The following is a 19,470-nucleotide window of genomic DNA, read 5'->3' as shown; positions in this document are numbered from 1 at the left end:
TGCCCCCGGTCGTGATGCTTACCCAGAGAGTCGCACAGGCATGATCAGGTAGCGGTAGTTGGGGTTCTCCCCGTCCTGCGGCGGCTTGCCGGTGAGGACGGCCGGCTTGGTCGGCGTGGTGAACGACAGCCGCGCGACGTCCGAGCCGATCGCGGACAGCCCGTCCAGCAGGAAGCCGTGGTTGAAGGCGATGTCGATGTCCTCGCCCTCCAGCGTGGCCTCCAGGGCCTCCACGGCCTGCGCCTCGTCGCCGGTGCCCGCCTCCAGGACCACCTCGCCCTGCCGGAACGACAGCCGGACGGGCGTGTTGCGCTCGGCGACCAGCGACACGCGCTTGACCGCCTCGATGAACGGCGCGGTGGAGATCTCGGCGAGGCCCGCGTACTCGCTCGGCAGCAGCGAGCGGTACTTGACGAAGTCGCCGTCCAGCAGCCGGGACGTGGTGCGGCGGCCGCCGCCCTCGAACCCGATCATGCCCTCGCCAGCGCCGCCCTCGGAGCCGCCCAGCGCGATCGAGACCTCGGCCCCGGCGGTCAGCGACTTGGCGGTGTCGGCGAGCGTCTTGGCGGGCACCAGGGCGACCGCGGAGAAGTCCGGGCGCTCGGGCTTCCAGTGCAGCTCCCGGACGGCCAGCCGGTACCGGTCGGTGGACGCGAGCGTGACGGTCTCGCCCTCGATCTCGACCCGGACGCCGGTCAGCATCGGGATCGTGTCGTCGCGTCCGGCCGCGATGGCCACCTGGGACACCGCGGCGGCGAACTCGTCGGAGCCGACCGAGCCCGCGGCGGGCGGCATCGCCGGCAGCGTCGGGTAGTCCTCCACAGGCATGGTGAGGAGGGTGAACTTCGCCGACCCGCAGCGCAGCATCACCTTCGCGCCGTCGGTCGTCACCTCCACAGGGTGGGGAGGAAGGCTGCGGCAGATCTCGGCGAGCAGCCGCCCGGACACCAGGGCCGTGCCGGGCTCCTCGGTGTCGATGTCGGTGGACACCTGGGCGGACACCTCGTAGTCGAACGCCGACAGCTTCAGCCGGTCGCTCGCCTCGATGTGCATCCCGGCGAGGACGGGCACCGGGGGGCGCACCGGGAGGGTGCGCGCCGTCCAGGCCACGGCGTCGGCCAGGGCGTCTCTGTCGATGCGGAACTTCAAGGGGACCCGCCTCCTGCAGGTTTCGGGCAACGGTGGGCTGGACAGATCTCGGTCGGGGCGGACCTCACGGGTTTCCCCAGGCCCTGACTTGAGATGGATCTTTTCTTGGGTAGAGAGAAGAGGAAGTACTAGTCATAGGGGCGGTGGATAGTGTGGACAACCGCCGTTCCCGCAGGTGAGACCGCTTTTCTTCATCCACCGGGCCTGTGCAGCGGAGGTGGATTGCGCGGCGCGGCCTGGGGACGGCGAAACGATCCCCACACGTCGTCCTCATGTCATCCCCCGGTTGTCCACGAGTTCTCCGCAGGTTTTCCCGGCCGTCCCGGCGCGGACCCGGCGCGGCCTCCGGCGGGCGGGCGGTGTGCACAGCGCGTCCCCAGGCCGTCCCCAGGTCATCCACCGAGCCGTCCCCATGATGCCGGGTGGCCGTCCCCAGCCGGTCCACAATCCGTCCACGAGTCGTCCTCAGATTCAACGGGGTTGTCCGCAGGTTTTCCCCCGGGTTATCCACCGTGTAGGGCGGAGTTTTCCCCAGGCTGTGAATGTCGATCTTGTGCGAGCGCCCCGGAGAACGGCCGGAACCGCCGTCCCGCGGGCCGGTTCAGCGCTTGCGCGCCTGGTGCTTGATCCGCCCGGTGAGCTCGGTGACCTGGTTGTAGATGGCCCGCCTTTCGGCCATCAAGCTGCGGATCTTCCGCTCGGCGTGCATCACCGTGGTGTGGTCGCGGCCGCCGAACTGCTGCCCGATCTTGGGCAGCGACAGGTCGGTCAGCTCGCGGCAGAGGTACATCGCGATCTGCCGCGCGGTGACGAGCATCCGGGAGCGCGACGGTCCACAGAGGTCCTCGATCGTCGTCCCGAAGTACTCCACAGTCTGCGCCATGATCATCGGGGCGGTGATCTCCGGCCCGGTGTCGTTGGGGATGAGGTCCTTCAGCACGATCTCGGCCAGCTTCATGTCCACCGACTGGCGGTTGAGGCTGGCGAACGCGGTGACCCGGATCAGCGCCCCCTCCAGCTCGCGGATGTTCGTCGCGATCTGCGAGGCGATGAACTCCAGCACGTCCGGCGGCGCGGCCAGGCCCTCCTGGCGGGCCTTCTTCTGCAGGATCGCGATCCGCGTCTCCAGCTCGGGCGGCTGGACGTCGGTGGTCAGGCCCCACTCGAACCGGTTGCGCAGCCGGTCTTCGAGCGTGACCAGCTCCTTGGGCGGGCGGTCCGACGAGATGACGATCTGCTTGGACGCGTTGTGCAGCGTGTTGAAGGTGTGGAAGAACTCCTCCTGCGTCTGCTCCTTGCCCTCAAGGAACTGGATGTCGTCCACGAGGAGGATGTCGACGTCCCGGTAGCGGCGGCGGAACCCGTCCGCCTTGCCGTCCCGGATGGAGTTGATGAAGTCGTTGGTGAACTCCTCGGAGCTCACGTAGCGCACGCGCGCGCCATTGAAGAGGCTCTGCGCGTAGTGGCCGATGGCATGCAGCAGGTGCGTCTTGCCGAGGCCGGAGTCGCCGTAGATGAAGAGCGGGTTGTACGCCTTGGCGGGCTGCTCTGCCACCGCGACGGCCGCCGCATGGGCGAACCGGTTGGACGAGCCGATGACGAACGTCTCGAACGTGTACTTCGGGTTCAGCCGACCGGGCTCGGCGGCCTGCTGGCCGCTACCGCTGGGCGCGGGCGCCTGGGCGGAGTCGTCGTCCCTGTAGGACGAGTCGTCGGACCGGTAGGGCTGGTCGGTGTCGCTACCTCCCCGGTAGGGCGAACGCTCGTTTCCCCCTTGGAAGACGTCGGACGGCGGAAACGGCGAACCCTGCGGGCCGCCTGGACCGCCTGGGCCACCCGGGCCTCCCGGGCCACCTGTGCCGCCGTCGGAGCGTCCGCCCCTGGACGGCTCGTTCCCGGCGCGCTGGTCCCTGTCCGGACGGGCCGTGCCGAGCGTCCGGTCGTTCAGGTGGGAGGGCGCGTGCGAACCGGTCGCCGTCGCGCCGCCTCCCATGCCGGGGTTGCCGCCGCCCATTCCGGGCCGTCCGCTGCGGGGGCCGCCGTAGCCGCCGAGGTCGGACGTGGGGTAGCCGCCGCTCTGCTCCGGACCGGAAAAGCCGTTCTGGTCACCGCCGCCATAGCCGCCGCCGGACGGATCGGCGGTCACACCGAAACGGTCCTTGTCGGACGGCGCGAAGCGGTCGTTGTCGGCGGCAGGGGAGAAACGGTCCTGGTCGGGACCGGAGGAGTACCTGTTGTCCTGGTCGGCGCCTGAGCCGTAGCGGTCCTGGTCGGCGCCTGGGCCGGCACCGTACCGGTCCTTTTCGGAGCCGAACCGGTCCTGATCCGGGCTGAACCTGTCCTGATCCGGCGCGAAGCGGTCCTGGTCCGGGCCGCCGGGATATCCACCGCCCTGTGGACCGCGTCCTTGGGGATCGAAGGGCGAACGCCCGCCGGCGGGGCCGTATCCGGAGGGACGGCCTCCGTAGTCGCCGCCTCGCTGGGGCCAGCCGCGGTCGTCGTTCTCGCGCTGGGCTGCCCAACCGCGGTCGTCTTCGTCACGCTTCGGGGCCCAGCGCTCATCGTCCTGGGCGGGCGGGTAGTTCGACGGGCCGTACCCGCGTTCCGCATAGGGCTGCTCTGGATAAGGACGCTCGCCGTAGGGGCGTCCTTCATAACCCTGGTCGCCATAGGGACGGTCCCGCTCACCCCGGTAACCGGACGCGTCGTCGCCCCGGTAGGGCTGAGCGTCAGGCTGCCCTTGGCCGCCCTCGTGCGCGGGCGCGGGAGGACTGGACGGCGCGGACGACTCAGGCTGGACGGTCACCGCCACACGGATCTCGCGCCCCAGCTCCTCGGAGAGTGCCTGAGTGATGAGGCCGCGCAGCCGGTTCTCCAAGGCGCTCTTAGCGAACTCGTTCGGCGCGGCAAGGAGAGCGGTGTCCTCTACAAGGGCGAGCGGGCGGACGAGCGGGAGCCAGGCCCGGTGGTTGGGAGAAAGGTCACGGTCGGCCAGAGCCGCCACCGCGCGGGACCAGGCGGATCCGAGATTCTGTCCGTCCATGCGCTAGGCCCCTCCCGATACCTCCGCCACGTCGCCCGCACGGAGTGCCCCTCAACCCGTCGATCCCGCCGGTCCGGGCTGCCACAGAGGCCCGTCCACAACGCGGGAGACTTACTCTCTCACGAGTTGTCCACAGAGTTGTCCACACCATGTGCATGAACATGGGGACGCCTGTGTAAAAGTCCATGGCACGACCGCGGAGGCCGTACGTAGCAAGGGGTTCGTGGTCTCGGCGCACCCTGCGAGACCTGCGAGAACTAGGAGAACCGGTCGGCTGAGGACCACATACCGGGAAGCTCGTCCCGACACTGTAGGGCCTGACTCAGGATGGTCGCAACACGCCTCAGAAACCCCGTAGGCACCGTGTTCGTCCCCACATGATCCACAGTTACCCACAGCCTTCGCGCGGGCGCACGAGGCAAGTCAGGACACCTTGACCCGCCCTCCCCGCGCGGGCGCACGAGCCCGAGGGATCGCTAGTTCACTAGCGACTGGGACCTCCCGCCCCTGCGCGGGCGCACGAGGCCCTGTGGGAAACGCACCCGATGACGCTCCGGAGCCAGGCTCCGCGTCCAGGGGAGGCCGGGCCGTGCTCACGGGGACGGTGCGGACGCTCGGCGGCTGCGGGCGCTCCGTTTGACCAGATGGGCGAGTAGCCCGTAACGTGCTGAGGTCGAGTCGCATCGACGGAGATGACGCGTGCCCGCCGTCTCGCCCAGTTCGGGAGAGCCGGGTGGGCCCCCGCTGCGGGGGACCGGACGCGGCCCGCGGTGCGAATCATCGAGCCTGATCACACCGACCGCAGCCCTGGAGCCTGAAGTGAGCAAGCGTACTTTCCAGCCGAACAACCGCCGCCGCCACAAGAAGCACGGCTTCCGGCTGCGCATGCGCACCCGCGCCGGGCGCGCCGTCCTCTCCTCGCGGCGTGGCAAGGGCCGCGCCCGCATCGCGGTCTGACCCTCCACTGACGCATGCTGCCGTCCGGACACCGGATGCGGCGGCGGGACGACTTCACCCTGGCCGTCCGGCGCGGTCGACGCGCCGGACGGCCAACTGTCGTCGTGCACCTGCTCCGCGGGGACGCATCAGCCGTGCCGTCCCGTGCCGGGGCGTCCCGCGGGGACGTCGAGCCGGGGCGTTCGGCCACAGGCGGAATCCGGCCTGTGGAAAACCGCCCCGCCGGCGCTGACGACGCGTCCCGCCCATTCGTTCGGATGGATGTGGACAACTCGGCGAACGGCGACCCGCGATCCGCCTCGCAAGCCGCCGCGCACCAGACCCAGCGGGCCGACGCCCCCGCGCTGGTGGGGTTCATCGTGGCCCGGACGGTCGGCAACGCGGTCGTCCGGAACCAGGTGCGGCGCAGGCTGCGTCACCTCGTGCGTGCGCGCCTGGACCGACTTCCGGGGGGTAGCCTGCTCGTAGTGCGCGCCAACCCGGCAGCCGGAACGGCGCGCGGTGACGAACTGGCCGCGGACCTGGACTCCGCCCTCGACCGGGTGCTGCGGCAGACCTCCAAGGGACGGACATGACGAGCGGACCGTCGGGTGCGCGACCCGCGGACTCCCCGGTCGGACCCGGCCGCGCGGACTCCCCGGACGAACCGGGCGCCGCGCCGCGCCCCGGACCGGTCGCCGCGGGCCTGATCGTCCTCGTCCGCGGCTACCGCCGCTTCTTGAGCCCCCTGCTCGGGCCCACGTGCAGGTTCCGGCCGACATGCAGCGCCTACGGGCTGAAGGCCCTCCAGGAGCACGGCGCGCTGCGCGGCTCCTGGCTGACGGTGCGGCGGATTGCCCGGTGCCATCCGTTCAACCCCGGCGGTTACGACCCGGTTCCGCCGCGCCGCGACCGCGCCACCGCTCCGGACGCGCCGTCCGGGGCCGGTCCGCGCGAACAGGCCGCGGAACCCCCGAAGACCTCCGGCCGCGAGCAGAGCGGCCCCGCCCTAGCAGAGCCCAAGGAGCTGCCCGGTGCTTGACTGGTTGTACACGATCGTCTCCCAGCTCGTCGTGTGGATTCACGCGGCGCTGAGCGTCGTCCTGCCGAAGGACAGCGGGTGGGCCTGGGGCGGATCGATCATCCTGCTGACCGTCCTGCTCCGGCTGCTGCTGGTTCCGCTGTTCGTCAAGCAGATCCACGCGTCCCGGAAGATGCAGGAGCTGAACCCGAAGGTCCAGGCGCTCCGCAAGAAGTACAAGAACGACAAGCAGCGCCTCAACCAGGAGGTCATGAAGCTCTACCAGGAGAACGGCGCCAACCCGCTCTCGGGCTGCCTGCCCCTCCTGGTCCAGATGCCCGTCTTCATCGGCCTCTTCCAGGTCCTCAAGCGCATCTCGGACGTCCCGCTGGACAAGTCCGGGCACGCCACCCACGGCGTCTTCAAGATGACGCCCGAGCTGGTCACCAGCGCGCAGAACGCGCCGATCTTCGGCGGCCGGATCTCGGACACGTTCCTCACCGCCTGGAACCACAGCCCCAAGGCCTGGAACGCGCTGGTCATCACCGGCGTCGCGGTCATCATCTCGTCCTGCACGACGTTCTTCACCGTGCGGGCCAGCATGCAGCGGCAGCAGCCGATGGCGGACGAGAACAACCCGATGATGCAGGCCCAGAAGATGATGGTCTTCCTGGCGCCCGCGTTCGGCCTGTTCGGCCTCGGGTTCCCGCTGGGCGTGCTCATGTACTGGGTGACGTCCAACTCCTGGACGCTCGCGCAGTCGCACTACATCTACAAGCGCTACCAGTCGCCCGAGGCGCTGGAGAAGGCCAAGGAGAACGGCAAGGCCCCCGCGGCCGCCGGCGCGAAGGCGAAGGCCGGCGCCAAGGCGAAGAAGGGCGCCGACGCGTCCACCGCCGATGCGGACGCGTCCGGCACCGCCGACACTCCCGCGCCGAAGGTCGTCCGGAACCAGCCGACGCGTAAGCCGCGCAGCAAGCGCAGCGGCTCCCAGAAGCGCTAGTTTTGACCCCGGTCCTTGCCGAAGAAGGAGATCCCGTTGAGCCAGACCGACACCACCGAGGTCGACGTCCAGGCGCTGGAGCAGGAAGGCGAGATCGCCGCCGACTACATCGAGGGCCTGCTGGACATCGGTGACTTCGACGGCGACATCGACATGGACGTCGAGGGCGAGCGCGCGGTCGTCGCGGTCGTCGGCGGCGCCCTGGACGAGCTGGTCGGCAAGCGCGGCGAGGTGCTGGAGGCGCTCCAGGAGCTCACCCGGCTCGCCGTGCACCGCCAGACCGGCAACCGCAGCCGGCTGATGCTCGACATCGGCGGCTACCGCGAGCGCCGCCGCGCCGAGCTGACCAAGCTGGGCCAGGAGGTCGCGGCCGAGGTCAAGCAGTCCGGCCAGGCCAAGCCGCTGGCACCGATGACCCCGTTCGAGCGCAAGATCGTGCACGACGCCATCGCCGCCGTCGGCCTGCGCAGCGAGTCCGAAGGCGAAGAGCCCGACCGCTACGTCGTCGTCCACCCGGAGTAGACCCCGGACGCACCGAAAGTGAATCGCCTCGTGCTCCCGCGCATTCCTCGGGAGCACGAGGCGATTCTTTTGTTGGTTCGAGTTAAGCGTCCTTGCTGCACCTATAGGACGTGTTGAAGCGGTCCACGGTGCAGACGTAGATCAGAGCGGTGTACTTGACCTTCGAGATGGCCACGTGCCCGTACCGCACCTGCCTGTACTTCGTGGCGAGAGCGACCCGCGGAGTGTAGCTGTGCCCGCCCTTGTCCCAGGTGTGGATGTAGAGCGCGGCCCGCTTGCCGTCGCCCTTTGTGTCCTTGACGGTGCCGGCGACGTCGATCTTGTAGAAGCCTTTTCCGAGAGAGATCCAGCAGATGCGCGCACTTCCCCAGGCGCCCGTGGTCGAGGTATAGGCGTTCCTGCAGGACCAGCCCCGCTTGGCCTGCGTGCTCGCGTCCGCCGCCGGGGCGGCGATCGCCGTGGTAGCGCCGGCGAGCACGACGGCTGCGGCCAGTGCCTTGAAACCAATCATCTGGATCCCCTCTTTCGTAAGTGGCTGGGCCGGATGTGAGGGATCGTAATGATCAGCCTTCAAGCGGGCATCCGGGAAATTACGTACGCCACTACGGAGGCGACATCAAATTCAGCTCTTGGATAACGCCGTGTCGTGCCAGGTCATTGAATTTTGGCTCGTTCCAAGAATGGCAGGGCGGGTGGCAGGCGCTTTGATTGGCCGGCAGCCGCCGTCGCGCGGCTAGCCGTATCTGGGACGGCCTCAACACACCGCCGTTGATTTATCGGTCATTGATAGCTGTGCTCGCCTCAACCGCCCGCCCGGATGAGCCAGGAACTCGCTCAATGATAAACGGTCGACAGGCGGCCGGCGTGAGGCTCCTATGCCAGGCGTTGTTCGGGCCCTGGTCGTCCGACCGCCGATGTCGTTCCGCGTTCCAGGCAGAGGCCCCGCACCGGGTGTTCGGTGCGGGGCCTCTGCTTTGCCCGGCCGCGGGCCGCCGCCAGGCGCGCGGCCGGGCGCCTGATTCCGCCGGAAACTTCAGTGGTTGCGCGGGCCTCGGTGGACTGGGGGACGGTCCGCCAGGGGCGGGTCTTCCTCGATTCCCGGGTCCTGGGCCACGGCGGGATCCTGCGCTATGGCCGGGTCCTGCGCCAGCGAGGGGTCCTGTTCCGCGTGGCCCGCGTGCATCTCCTCGCGGGTCGCCGGACGTTCGATCACACGTTCGATGACCTTGGGTTCGTCGGAACGCTCCACGAGCCGCTCCTCGACGACCGGGCGGTCCGGTTCGAGGTCGTAGCCCGGGTCCGCGCCGGCGACCTGCTGCGTGCGGCGGCGCGGGCGGGTGTAGGCGAACGTGAAGACCATGCTGATCACGCCGACCAGGATGAGGATCCAGCCGACGAGGTGGATGTCGAGGCCGCTGAGGTTCACGCGCACGGCGAAGGCGAGGATCATCCCCAGTGCGACGAAGGCCAGACTGACGCCGATACCCATGTGAGTCCCTCCCGTCGCGGTGGACAGCGCCGCCCTCCTCCTACCCCCTCCACGCCGAATATGCGTGGCCGCTGCGCCTGCCGTGCCCTTCATCGCGGGCGCGGTGCGGGGGGAATCGATCAGAGGGAGGCCAAGGAGGCGTCCGGAAGCCGTGTGAGCTGGCGTGGCGCCGCCCGCCCGGGTACGCCGTGGGCGGTTTTTGTGGAACGATTCGTCTGGTGGGCATTGCACGTGAGGTATTCGGTGACGCGCTGCCGATCGCGGAACGCTACGCGGAGTTCCTCGCCGACGCGGGCGTGGAGCGCGGGCTGATCGGTCCGCGCGAGGCGGACCGGCTGTGGGAACGGCATCTGATCAACTGCGCGGTGGTCGCCGAGGCCGTCCCGGAGAACGCCCGGGTGGTCGACATCGGCTCCGGCGCGGGGCTGCCGGGGCTGGTGCTCGCGATCGTCCGGCCGGACCTGTCGATCACGCTGCTGGAGCCGCTGCTCCGCAGGACGAACTTCCTGATCGAAGCGGTCGACCTGCTCGGGCTTGAGAACGTCGAGGTCCGGCGCGGCCGCGCGGAGGAGGTCGTCAAGGAGTTCTCGATGGACGTCGCGACCGCCCGCGCCGTCGCCCCGCTGGAGCGGCTGGCCAGGTGGGCGCTGCCTCTGCTGCGTCCGGGCGGCGAGCTGCTCGCGATGAAGGGGGAGCGCGCGGCGGCCGAGATCGAGGAGGCCGCGCCGGTGCTCAAGCGATTCGGTGTGCGGACCACTGAACTACTGCAAGTCGGACAAGGTAAGGTCGAGCCGCCGACAACGCTTGTCCGGGTGGTGGCCGACCGAGCGCCGCGTCCCGCCAAAGGGTCGAAGAAGAGGTCTTCATGAGCACGGGACCGGTACCGGGCCGCTCTGGCAGCCCCGACGAATCCGCTGACGAGCAGGCCGCCGCGCGCCTTCCCGGTCACGCCGATGCGCCGGACCGCCCAGGGGGCCCGTCCGGTCCCGGAGCCGACCAGGCCGGACGGCCCGACGCGGGCGCGCCGCCCGCCGCGGCCCCCGGCGACGCGGGGGACCGGCCCGAGGTGCCGCGACCCTCGCCGGAGGCGGGCGCCGCCCCCTCCGGACACGCACTGTGGGGAAACACGACGTCCGGAACCGCGGAGACCGTCGGGTACGTCCCGACCGGAGGCGGCGGCGCGACGCCGCCGCACCCGCGGCAGGGACACACTCAGGGGGAGTCAGAACTCGTGCGCGAGGCGCTGAAGGACGCCAAGGTTTCACATGAAACCTCCGTGACCGCGCTCAAGGTGATGCCGGGCTCGGGCCGGCGGGACGCCGAATGGCCGCGGCCGAGCCGGTGCCGGATCATCTCGGTCGCCAACCAGAAGGGCGGCGTGGGCAAGACGACCACGTCGGTGAACATCGCCGCGTCGCTCGCCATGCACGGCGCGCGTGTCCTGGTGGTCGACCTTGACCCGCAGGGCAACGCCTCGACGGCGCTCGGCGTGGACCACCACGCCGACATCCCGTCCATCTACGACGTCCTGATCGAGGACACGCCGCTCGCCGACATCGTCGTCCCGGCGCCGGAGATCCCGAACCTCTACTGCGCTCCGGCCACGCTGAACCTCGCCGGCGCCGAGATCGAGCTGGTCTCCAAGGTCGCCCGCGAGTCCCGGCTGCGCCGCGCGCTGGACGCCTACGACACCGACGGCTTCGACTACGTCCTCATCGACTGCCCGCCGTCGCTCGGGCTGCTCACGGTGAACGCGCTGGTCGGCGGGGACGAGCTGCTGATCCCGATCCAGTGCGAGTACTACGCGCTGGAGGGCCTCGGGCAGCTCGTCCGCACCGTGGACCTGGTCAAGGCGCACCTCAACCCGCAGGTGAACGTCTCCACGATCCTGCTGACGATGTACGACGCGCGGACCCGGCTCGCCGCGCAGGTCGCCGAGGACGTCCGGGCGCACTTCGGGGACGTCGTGCTCAACACGGTGATCCCGCGCAGCGTCCGGGTCTCGGAGGCGCCGAGCTACGGGCAGTCCGTGATGACCTACGACCCGGGCTCCAGCGGCGCGCTCGCCTACGCCGAGGCCTCCTCGGAGATGGCGCACCGGTGGGTGGAGGCCGCCCAGTGAGCAAGCAGCCGCGCGGGCTGGGCAGAGGGCTCGGCGCGCTGATCCCGACCGCCCCGCCGCCGCCGACGGCCGCCGACCCGTCCACCGGGCCGTCCGCCGGGCCCGGGTCGGGTGCGGGAGCGGGCGTCGGCGCGGGTGCGCGGGACGTCACGTCGGACGGCGCGTACCCGGAGGCCTCGGCCGTCGCGGGGGCGCACTTCGCCGAGCTGCCGCCGCGCACCATCCGGCCGAACCCGCGCCAGCCGCGCGAGCACTTCGACGACGAGGCGCTCCGCGAGCTGTCGGAGTCGATCTCCATCGTCGGGCTGCTCCAGCCGATCGTGGTGCGCCGCATCCAGGACGGCATGGAGCACGACTACGAGCTGATCATGGGCGAGCGCCGCTGGCGCGCCGCCCAGATGGCCGGCCTGGACGCGATCCCCGCGATAGTCCGGGACACCGGCGACGACGCGATGCTCCGGGACGCGCTCCTGGAGAACCTGCACCGCCAGCAGCTCAACCCGCTGGAAGAGGCGGCCGCCTACCAGCAGCTCCTGGAGGACTTCGGCGCCACCCACGAGCAGCTCGCCACCCGCATCGGACGGTCCCGACCGCACATCACCAACACGCTGCGGCTGCTGAACCTGCCGCCGAACGTGCAGCGGCGGGTCGCGGCGGGCGTCCTGTCGGCCGGGCACGCCCGCGCGCTGCTGTCGCTCGACACCGCCGAGGCCCAGGACCGGCTCGCGCAGCGCATCGTCGCCGAGGGGCTCTCCGTCCGCGCGGTCGAGGAGATCATCGCGATGCGCGAGGCGGACGACGAGCCGAAGGGCCCGCGCGTCCGCGGCAAGCGCCCGGTCGCGCCTGCTCTCAAGCACCTGGCCGACCGCCTCTCCGACCGCTACGAGACCAAGGTCCGCGTCGACATGGGGCGCAACAAGGGCAAGATCGTCGTCGAGTTCGCCACCCTGGAGGACCTCGACCGCATCATCAAGTCCATGGCTCCGGACGAGAAGGGCGTCGACGAGGACTACTAGGCTGTGTTTCAAAGTCCCGGCCCACTGCGCTCGCCTAGCGGCTCGCTACGTGACCGTGCCTGGGCGAACGCGGCATCGCTTCGCGATCAGCGCGGTGCCGCTCGCCTCCGGCGTCGCGGCACCGCGCTGGTCACGCGTTCGCGCGCGTGGCCGAGGCCACTTCGAAACAGGCCCTAGCCGCCTCTCCCCGGATGCCCGCCTCGCTCTCCGAGGCGGGCGTTTCCTTTTTCCGGCGATCTGACCGCTCGTTTCCGTGCTCCGAGCCCTTTCCTGAGCCGCGTTTCACGTGAAACCAGTCCTCTCAGGAGCCGAATCTGCGGCCTCCAGCGCGTCCCATTCGCGCTCTGAGAGCTTCCTGGCGAACTCCCCACGAGCGAAAAATCGCGCTCACGCCCTCTCCGGACACGCACTTTCGCTCGAACCGCGTCCCGCGACCATCCGCGAGTGCCGCCCCGAGAGTCCCCCAAGGCAGAGCGACGAGGGAGAAGGAGCGCGCGCTCGGGGGTGACTCGTAAGTGGCGGGGCCCATGTTTCACATGAAACATGCATACCTGGCTCAAGGTGATGTCCGGCTTGGCTGGGGCTGGGGCTGGGGCTGGGGCTGGGGCTGCGGGAGGTCTTCAGTGAGGGGTAGTGCTGGCTTGGGCCAATAGGTGCTCGACGACCTTGGGGGACTTGAGGATGCGGAGGCTGGCGTGCGAGGCCTCGCGGCCGATGGCTTCTCTGATGGCGGGGAAGCTGCTGCTGCTGCGGCGGTAGGTGAGGAGCAAGCGCCAGAAGGCCCAGTTCTCGCGGGAGCGGCGTGCGGCCCGCCAGGCGCAGCGCCACAGTGGGAAGTCGAGCACGATCACGGTGTCGGCCGCGCGTAGCCGCACGGCGAGGACGTCGTAGGGGCCGAGGTCGCCGTCTAGTAATCCAGCCCTCGGACTCGTTGATGAGCCGATGCTGGATGGCGGCCCACTCGGTCTTGGGGGCGGGGGTGAGGTCGTCCGTCCGGAATCGCTCGGCTAGTTCGATCACCGGGAGGGCGAGGGGCGCGCCTAGGCGGCGGGCGAGGGTGGACTTGCCTCGTCCGAGGATGACGATGTGATCCATGGGGGCGGCGGGGCGCTGTTTCACGTGAAACGGCGTCGGAGGAGGGAGTCGCAGAGGGGGCCGAGGTCCAGGCCGGCGGCGGCGACGGCGCGGGGGAGCAGGCTGGTCTCGGTCATCCCGGGGGCCACGTTGACTTCGAGGAAGTGGACGTCGCCCGCGGCGTCCACGATGAGGTCGGTGCGGGAGAGGTCGCGGAGGCCCAGGGCTTCGTGGGCGGTGAGGGCGGCATGGGTGGCGCGCTCGCCCGCCTCGGGGGAGAGGCGGGCGGGGGCGACGAACTCGGTGTCGCCCGCGTCGTAGCGGGCGGTGTAGTCGTAGCGCCCGTTCGGGGTGACGATCTCGACGGCGGGGAGGGCACGCGGGCCGTTCCGGCCCTCGATGACGCTCACCGCGACCTCGGTGCCCGCGATGTAGCGCTCGACGAGAGCGGCGTCGCCGTAGGCGAAGCAGGAGACGAGGGCGGCGGTGAGGTCCTCGGCCTTGTGGACGGCGGACGCACCGAGCGCCGACCCGCCCCGGGTGGGCTTCACGAAGAGCGGGAGCCCGAGCCGTTCGATGATCAGGTCGAGGACTGCGGTGGCGCCGAGGTCGTGGAAGAGCTCCTTGGGGAGCGCGACCGAGGCGGGCGTGGCGATCCCGGCGCGTGCCACCACCGACTTCGCGGTGGGCTTGTCCCAGGCGACCCGGCAGGCGGACGGGCGGGCGCCGACGTAGGGGACGTCCACGAGTTCGAGGATGTCGCGGATCGCACCGTCCTCGCCCATGGCGCCGTGCAGGACGGGGAAGACGACGTCCGGCGGGTCGGCGGCGAGGCGCTCCAGGAGGTGCGCGTCCGCGTCCCGCAGCTCCACGGGGATGTCGAGGGCGCGCAGGGCGTCGGCGACGCGGCGGCCGGAGCGGAGCGAGACCTCGCGCTCGTAGGAGAGTCCTCCGGCCAGGACGACGACGTGAGCGAATTCCACTGCGGTTCCTTCGGGCGGGTCGGGCGGTTCCGGTCGCCATCCATCATGGAGGCTGCCGCTGTTTCACGTGAAACGGGGGCGGGCGTCGGCGGGTTATCCACAGAACCCGCTTCGACTTTCGGCGGCCGACCCGCTCCGGCGACCATGGGTGCATGCGGGATGGTGAGCGTTCGGCGAGGCGGGAAACGCGGCCTGGAAGGGCCAAAAGCGCGCGCCCTCCGCCTTGACGAAGGCGAGAGGGCGCGTGCAGGTCGATCGAGGGAAGGGAGTGATGCGAGGGATCAGATGACTTCGGGGCCGGGGGTGTCCACGCCGGGAGAGCGGTGGGGGCCCACACCTCCGAAGGTGTCGCGGGTGTGCAGTTCGTTCTCGATGACGCCGGCCAGGCGGCGGACGCCTTCGCGGATGCGGTCCGGCTCGGGGTAGCAGTACGAGATGCGCATGTCGCGTCGTCCGTTGCCGTCGGCGTAGAAACCGGTGCCGGGCACGTAGGCGACGCGTTCCGCGATGGCGCGCGGGGCCATCGCCTTCGCGTCGAGTCCTTCGGGGAGGGTGAGCCATACGAAGAAGCCGCCGCCCGGACGCGTCCAGGTGCATCCCTCCGGCATGTGCGCGTCGAGGGCGTCCAGCATGGCGTCCCGGCGCTCGCGGTAGAGCTGGCGGAACTCCTTGATCTGCTCGCGCCACGGCTGCGTGGCCAGGTACTCCCGGACGGCCAGCTGGGAGAAGCTGGAGTGGCAGAGCACCGCCGACTCGGCCGCGAGGACGAGCTTGGCTCGCACCGCGTGCGGCGCGAGCGCCCAGCCGACGCGCAGGCCGGACGCGATGGTCTTGGAGAACGTGCCGAGGTAGACGACGCGGTCGGAGTCGTCGGCGCGCAGCGCCCGCATGGGCTCGCCGTCGAAGCCGAGAAGCCCGTACGGGTTGTCCTCGATGATGAGGATGTCGTACTCGGCCGCGAGCTCCAGCAGTCGCGCGCGCCGGGGCGCGGACAGCGTCACACCCGCCGGGTTCTGGAACGTGGGCACCGTGTAGAGGAACTTGACCGTGCGTCCCTCCCGCCGGAGGCGCGCGAGGGTCTCCTCCAGCGCGTCCGGAACGAGGCCGTCCTCGTCCATCGCGACGTGGACGACGTCCGCCTGGTACGACGCGAACGTGCCGAGCGCACCCACGTAGGAGGGGCCCTCCGCGAGGACCACGTCCCCCGGGTTCACGAAGATCCGCGTGACGAGGTCCAGCGCCTGCTGCGCGCCGACGGTGACGATCACGTCGTCCGCGCACGCCTGCACGCCCTCCAGCGCCATCACGTCGCAGATCTGCTCGCGCAGCCCCGGATCCCCCTGCGCCGACGCGTACTGGAGCACCTCGGCCCCGTTCCGCGCGATCAGGTCCCCGACCATCCCGCCGAACTCGTCCAGCGGAAGCGCCGACACGTACGGCATCCCGCCCGCGAGCGAGACCACCTCGGGCCGCGAAGCCACGGCGAACAGAGCCCGGATCTCCGAAGCCACCATGCCGGCGGCGCGGTCGGCGTAGCGGTCGGAATAGGCATCTGTACGCGTGTGCTGCTCCACGAGGCACCTCCAGGGCGATCGGATTACCCAGCAAACTACGGCATCCGCCCCCCACCAACCCCGAGAACCCCCCACAGTCCCCACCCCCAACCTCTCCCATCCCCCCACCAACCCGCCGCCAACGAGCCCGCCATCCCCAGGCCCGCCGTCCGCGCCCCGCCCGCGTCCATGCCCAACCAGGCGCCCATGCCCCAAACGGCGTTCCGCGCCAACCCGCCTGCCCGCCCTCCGGTCCGTCTTCCGCGTCCTGCCCGTCGCCCACGAACCTGCCGTCCACGAACGGCTCGTCCGCGGCCAGTCGTCGTCCTTGTCCAGCGCGCTTCCGCGCTCAACCCCCCTTCCCAGCCCACCCGCCCTCCGCCCGCCGTCCGCGAGCCCGCCTTCTCCGTCCAGCCCGCTGCTCGTTCGACACGGCGGCACGCTCGACACGCGGTTCCGCGCCCAACCCGCCGTCCGCGTCTCGCCCGGCGTGCGCGTTCCGCTCGGCGTCCGCGCCCAACCTGCCGCCCGCCGCCCGCGAGCCCGCCGTCCCCGTCCGGCCCGCGAACCCTTCGACACGGCGGCACGCTCGACACGACGTTCCGCGCCCCACCCGCCGCCCGCCTCTCGCCCCGGCGTGCGTGTTCCGCTCGGCGTCCGCGTACAACCTGCCGCCCGCCGTTTGGGTTTCGCCCGCCGTCCGGGAACCCGTCCTTCGCGTCCCGGTAGCCCTCCGCGTCCCGCCCGCGTCCATGCTCCACATGGCGTTCCGCGCCCAACGCGCCCCTCCCACCCCCTGGCCCGTCGTCCGCGCCCAACCCGGCCTCCGCGCCCCGCCAGCCCTCCGCATTGCGCCGGGCGTCCGCATCCCGCCCGGTGCCTGTCGTTTGCGTTCCGCCTGCCGTCCGCGAACCCGCTGTCTGCGTCCAGTACGCGCGGGCGTGCTTAACACGGCGTGCGTGCTCAACATGGCGGTCGGCCTCACCCGTCTTCCATGGACCCGACGTCCGCAGCCGGGCTCAGCGCGGCGGCCGCGCTCAACACGCCCGACCTGCCTCCCTCCCAGTCCACCCGCCGCCTCGTGTCTGTGTTTCGCCGCTGTCCGCGACGACGCCGTCGTCCAGGCTGGGTTCGTGCTCAACGCGGTGGGCGGGCTGAGCAGGGTGGCGGGGCTTCACGCGGTGTTCCGCGCTCAACCGTCTTCCATGAACTCGACGTTCGTGGTGCGGCTTGACGCGGTGGGCGGGCTCAGCACGTCGTTGCGTGTTCGACCCGGCTTACGCGCATCGATCGTTGTGCGGGGCTCGCGCGTCGGTCGCGTTTGGTCAGCGGGCCGGATTTGTGGTGGTGGCCGGGGCGGGGGGATCGGGGCTGCGGAGCGGCGGGGGTGGGTGGGGGGTGGTCGAGTACGATGCCGGTGGGTTGGGTGGTAGGGCGCTTTAGGGCGGGGGTGCCGGGCCGGTGTCGCGTCGTCTGGTCAACATCACGCTGGACAACCTGGATGATCTGCCGCACAGGTGTCGGCGGTGCGTGTTCTGGGAGCTGGATCCGGTCAGTCGCGGGCGGGCCGAGGAGGCCGGGGACCCGGGGCTGGAGAAGGAGGCGTGGATCTCGTCCACGCTGCTGGAGTGGGGGTCCTGCGGGAAGATCGTCTACGTGGACGATGTTCCGGCCGGGTTCGTCCTGTTCGCTCCGCCGCTGTACGTGCCGCGGGCGATCGCGTTTCCGACGAGTCCGGTGAGTGCGGACGCGGTCCTGCTGATGACCGCGCACATCATCCCGGAGTTCGCGGGCGGCGGGCTGGGGCGGATGCTCGTCCAGGGGGTCGCCAAGGACCTCGTGCGGCGCGGGGTGAAGGCCGTCGAGGCGTTCGGGGACCTGAAGGGCGAGGAGGGCGGGTGCATGGTGCCCGCCGACTACCTGCTGTCGGTCGGGTTCAAGACGATCCGGCCGCATCACCGGTACCCGCGGCTGCGGTTGGAGCTGAAGTCCGCCCTGTCGTGGCGTGAGGACGTCGAGGTGGCGTTGGAGCGTCTGCTCGGCTCCATGACACCCGAAGGCATGCTCCGGCCCGTCTGAGGGGATCTGAGGGACGTATGAGGCCCCGTTCCGGGTGGAACGGGGCCTCACGGGTGCGTCAGATGAACTCGGCGAGGTCGCGGAGGAGGGCGGCCTTGGGCTTGGCGCCCATGATCTGCTTGACGACCTCGCCGTCCTTGTAGACGTTCATGGTCGGGATCTGCATGACGCCGTACTCGGCGGGGACCTTCGGGTTCTCGTCGATGTTCATCTTGACGATCTCCAGCTTGTCGCCGTGCTCCGCCGAGATCTCCTCGAGGATGGGCGAGACCATCCGGCACGGTCCGCACCACTCGGCCCAGAAGTCGACGAGCACCGGCTTGTCGTTCTTGAGGACGGCGGTGCCGAAGTCGGCGTCGGTCACGGCTTTCATCGGGTCTCCCTTGGTTCTCGTACTGGGAACGGCGCGGCGGCCCCCCGCCGCCGCACCGGTCAGCCCTCGCCCGCGAGGACGGCCGGGTCGGTCTGCGGGATGGTCTCGCCCTCGCCCTGGTCCTGCAGCCAGCGCTCGGCGTCGATGGCGGCCGAGCAGCCGGTCGCGGCGGCGGTGATGGCCTGCCGGTAGGTGTGGTCGACCACGTCGCCGGACGCGAACACGCCGGGCAGGCGGGTCTTGGTGGTCGGCGCGTCCACCAGGAGGTAGCCCTCGTCGTCGGTGTCGAGCTGCCCGGTGAACAGCTCGCTGCGCGGGTCGTGGCCGATCGCGATGAACAGGCCGGTGACCGCGAGGTCCTCCTCGGCGCCGGTCTTGACGTTGCGCAGCCGGACGCCGCTCAGCTTCTGGTCGCCCTGCAGCTCGACCACCTCGCTGTCCCAGGCGAAGCGGATCTTGTCGTTGGCGAACGCGCGGTCCTGCATGATGCGGCTGGCGCGCAGCTCGTCGCGGCGGTGCACGACGGTGACGGTGCGGGCGAACTTGGTCAGGAAGATGGCCTCTTCCATGGCCGTGTCGCCGCCGCCTACGACCGCGATGTCCTGGTCGCGGAAGAAGAAGCCGTCGCAGGTCGCGCACCAGGAGACGCCGCGTCCGGACAGCTGGTCCTCGCGGGGCAGGCCCAGCTTGCGGTGCTGCGAGCCGGTGGCGATGATCACCGCGTGCGCGCGGTACACGTCCTCGCCGACCTTGACGACCTTCGGGTCGGAGGTGAGGTCGACCTCGGTCACGTCGTCGGTGATCAGCTCGGCGCCGAACCGCTCGGCCTGCTTGCGCATGCCGTCCATCAGGTCCGGGCCCATGATCCCGTCCGGGAAGCCGGGGAAGTTCTCCACGTCGGTGGTGTTCATCAGCGCGCCGCCGGCGGTCACCGAGCCCTCGAAGACCAGCGGCTTGAGGTCGCCGCGGGCGGCGTAGACGGCGGCCGTGTAGCCCGCGGGGCCGGACCCGATGATGATGACGTTGCGGACGTCGTCGCTCACTGTCTCAGTGCCTTTCTCGATGGCTGTCGGTGGCCGGAGGGGCGGGAACGCCGGGCCGATTCCC

General features: G+C 70.6%; 18 protein-coding genes. 9 read left to right on the top strand and 9 right to left on the bottom strand.

Translation table 11 applies throughout. The annotated features are described in order from the left end of the window. Positions 1-18 precede the first annotated feature (18 nt). Positions 19-1,149, bottom strand: coding sequence for a DNA polymerase III subunit beta (gene dnaN / locus FHU30_RS29240; protein WP_117357829.1), 1,131 nt, complete (start codon positions 1,147-1,149; stop codon positions 19-21). A 601-nt stretch (positions 1,150-1,750) separates the two neighbouring features. Then, the gene (gene dnaA, locus FHU30_RS29235) at positions 1,751-4,192 is read right to left on the bottom strand and encodes a chromosomal replication initiator protein DnaA (RefSeq protein ID WP_253880105.1); all 2,442 of its coding nucleotides are present in this window, start codon (positions 4,190-4,192) and stop codon (positions 1,751-1,753) included. Between the two features lie 819 nt (positions 4,193-5,011). On the opposite strand from dnaA, the gene rpmH reads away from it, so the two are divergent. The 5 genes from rpmH to FHU30_RS29210 are packed head-to-tail and all read left to right on the top strand — an operon-like array spanning position 5,012 to position 7,674. Continuing rightward, the gene (gene rpmH, locus FHU30_RS29230; RefSeq protein WP_117357827.1) at positions 5,012-5,149 is read left to right on the top strand and encodes a 50S ribosomal protein L34; all 138 of its coding nucleotides are present in this window, start codon (positions 5,012-5,014) and stop codon (positions 5,147-5,149) included. A gap of 14 nt (positions 5,150-5,163) precedes the next feature. Next, positions 5,164-5,724, top strand: a complete 561-nt coding sequence (gene rnpA, locus FHU30_RS29225) for a ribonuclease P protein component (RefSeq protein ID WP_308211416.1) — start codon at positions 5,164-5,166, stop codon at positions 5,722-5,724. Then, positions 5,721-6,170: a membrane protein insertion efficiency factor YidD gene (yidD, locus tag FHU30_RS29220; RefSeq protein ID WP_372503976.1), complete on the top strand. Its 450-nt coding sequence runs from the start codon at positions 5,721-5,723 to the stop codon at positions 6,168-6,170. The genes rnpA and yidD overlap by 4 nt, the downstream gene beginning before the upstream one ends. Further along, on the top strand, positions 6,163-7,152 hold the full coding sequence (gene yidC / locus FHU30_RS29215; RefSeq protein WP_253880104.1) for a membrane protein insertase YidC: 990 nt from the start codon (positions 6,163-6,165) through the stop codon (positions 7,150-7,152). The genes yidD and yidC overlap by 8 nt, the downstream gene beginning before the upstream one ends. Positions 7,153-7,188: 36 nt before the next feature. Beyond that, positions 7,189-7,674, top strand: a complete 486-nt coding sequence (locus tag FHU30_RS29210) for a Jag family protein (protein WP_253880103.1) — start codon at positions 7,189-7,191, stop codon at positions 7,672-7,674. 82 nt (positions 7,675-7,756) lie between these two features. Here the strand turns inward: FHU30_RS29210 and FHU30_RS29205 are convergent, their stop codons facing one another. Then, a complete protein-coding gene (locus FHU30_RS29205) occupies positions 7,757-8,185 on the bottom strand; it encodes a hypothetical protein (protein ID WP_253880102.1) in 429 nt (142 codons plus the stop codon). 522 nt (positions 8,186-8,707) lie between these two features. Further along, positions 8,708-9,163: a DUF6458 family protein gene (locus FHU30_RS29200; protein WP_253880101.1), complete on the bottom strand. Its 456-nt coding sequence runs from the start codon at positions 9,161-9,163 to the stop codon at positions 8,708-8,710. Positions 9,164-9,381: 218 nt separating this feature from the next. Here FHU30_RS29200 and rsmG point away from each other — a divergent pair, with 218 nt between their 5' ends. The 3 genes from rsmG (at position 9,382) to FHU30_RS29185 (ending at position 12,301) form a co-directional block, all read left to right on the top strand. Further along, positions 9,382-10,032, top strand: a complete 651-nt coding sequence (gene rsmG, locus FHU30_RS29195) for a 16S rRNA (guanine(527)-N(7))-methyltransferase RsmG (protein ID WP_253880100.1) — start codon at positions 9,382-9,384, stop codon at positions 10,030-10,032. Between the two features lie 425 nt (positions 10,033-10,457). After that, entirely contained in the window at positions 10,458-11,285 is an 828-nt protein-coding gene (locus tag FHU30_RS29190; protein WP_253880364.1) for a ParA family protein, read from the top strand. Beyond that, the gene (locus FHU30_RS29185) at positions 11,282-12,301 is read left to right on the top strand and encodes a ParB/RepB/Spo0J family partition protein (protein WP_253880099.1); all 1,020 of its coding nucleotides are present in this window, start codon (positions 11,282-11,284) and stop codon (positions 12,299-12,301) included. The genes FHU30_RS29190 and FHU30_RS29185 overlap by 4 nt, the downstream gene beginning before the upstream one ends. Before the next feature lie 620 nt (positions 12,302-12,921). Here the strand turns inward: FHU30_RS29185 and FHU30_RS29180 are convergent. The 3 genes from FHU30_RS29180 to FHU30_RS29170 form a co-directional block, all read right to left on the bottom strand. After that, positions 12,922-13,176 carry a P-loop NTPase family protein gene (locus tag FHU30_RS29180; RefSeq protein ID WP_253880098.1) on the bottom strand — a complete coding sequence of 85 codons (255 nt, stop codon included), beginning with the start codon at positions 13,174-13,176 and terminating at the stop codon, positions 12,922-12,924. A gap of 240 nt (positions 13,177-13,416) precedes the next feature. Continuing rightward, positions 13,417-14,358 carry a D-alanine--D-alanine ligase family protein gene (locus FHU30_RS29175; RefSeq protein WP_253880097.1) on the bottom strand — a complete coding sequence of 314 codons (942 nt, stop codon included), beginning with the start codon at positions 14,356-14,358 and terminating at the stop codon, positions 13,417-13,419. Between the two features lie 281 nt (positions 14,359-14,639). After that, positions 14,640-15,872: an aminotransferase-like domain-containing protein gene (locus tag FHU30_RS29170; RefSeq protein ID WP_253880363.1), complete on the bottom strand. Its 1,233-nt coding sequence runs from the start codon at positions 15,870-15,872 to the stop codon at positions 14,640-14,642. Positions 15,873-17,372: 1,500 nt separating this feature from the next. On the opposite strand from FHU30_RS29170, the gene FHU30_RS29165 reads away from it, so the two are divergent. Continuing rightward, positions 17,373-17,990 carry a GNAT family N-acetyltransferase gene (locus FHU30_RS29165; protein ID WP_253880096.1) on the top strand — a complete coding sequence of 206 codons (618 nt, stop codon included), beginning with the start codon at positions 17,373-17,375 and terminating at the stop codon, positions 17,988-17,990. Positions 17,991-18,048: 58 nt separating this feature from the next. Here the strand turns inward: FHU30_RS29165 and trxA are convergent, their stop codons facing one another. Then, entirely contained in the window at positions 18,049-18,363 is a 315-nt protein-coding gene (trxA, locus tag FHU30_RS29160; protein ID WP_253880095.1) for a thioredoxin, read from the bottom strand. A gap of 59 nt (positions 18,364-18,422) precedes the next feature. After that, positions 18,423-19,406: a thioredoxin-disulfide reductase gene (gene trxB / locus FHU30_RS29155; RefSeq protein ID WP_253880094.1), complete on the bottom strand. Its 984-nt coding sequence runs from the start codon at positions 19,404-19,406 to the stop codon at positions 18,423-18,425. Positions 19,407-19,470 lie beyond the last annotated feature (64 nt).

This window comes from Actinomadura rupiterrae, assembly GCF_024172125.1.
Classification (GTDB): Bacteria; Actinomycetota; Actinomycetes; order Streptosporangiales; family Streptosporangiaceae; genus Spirillospora; species Spirillospora rupiterrae.
Note: the sequence above shows the minus strand (reverse complement) of the source record. Positions and strands in the feature narration are given on the sequence as shown.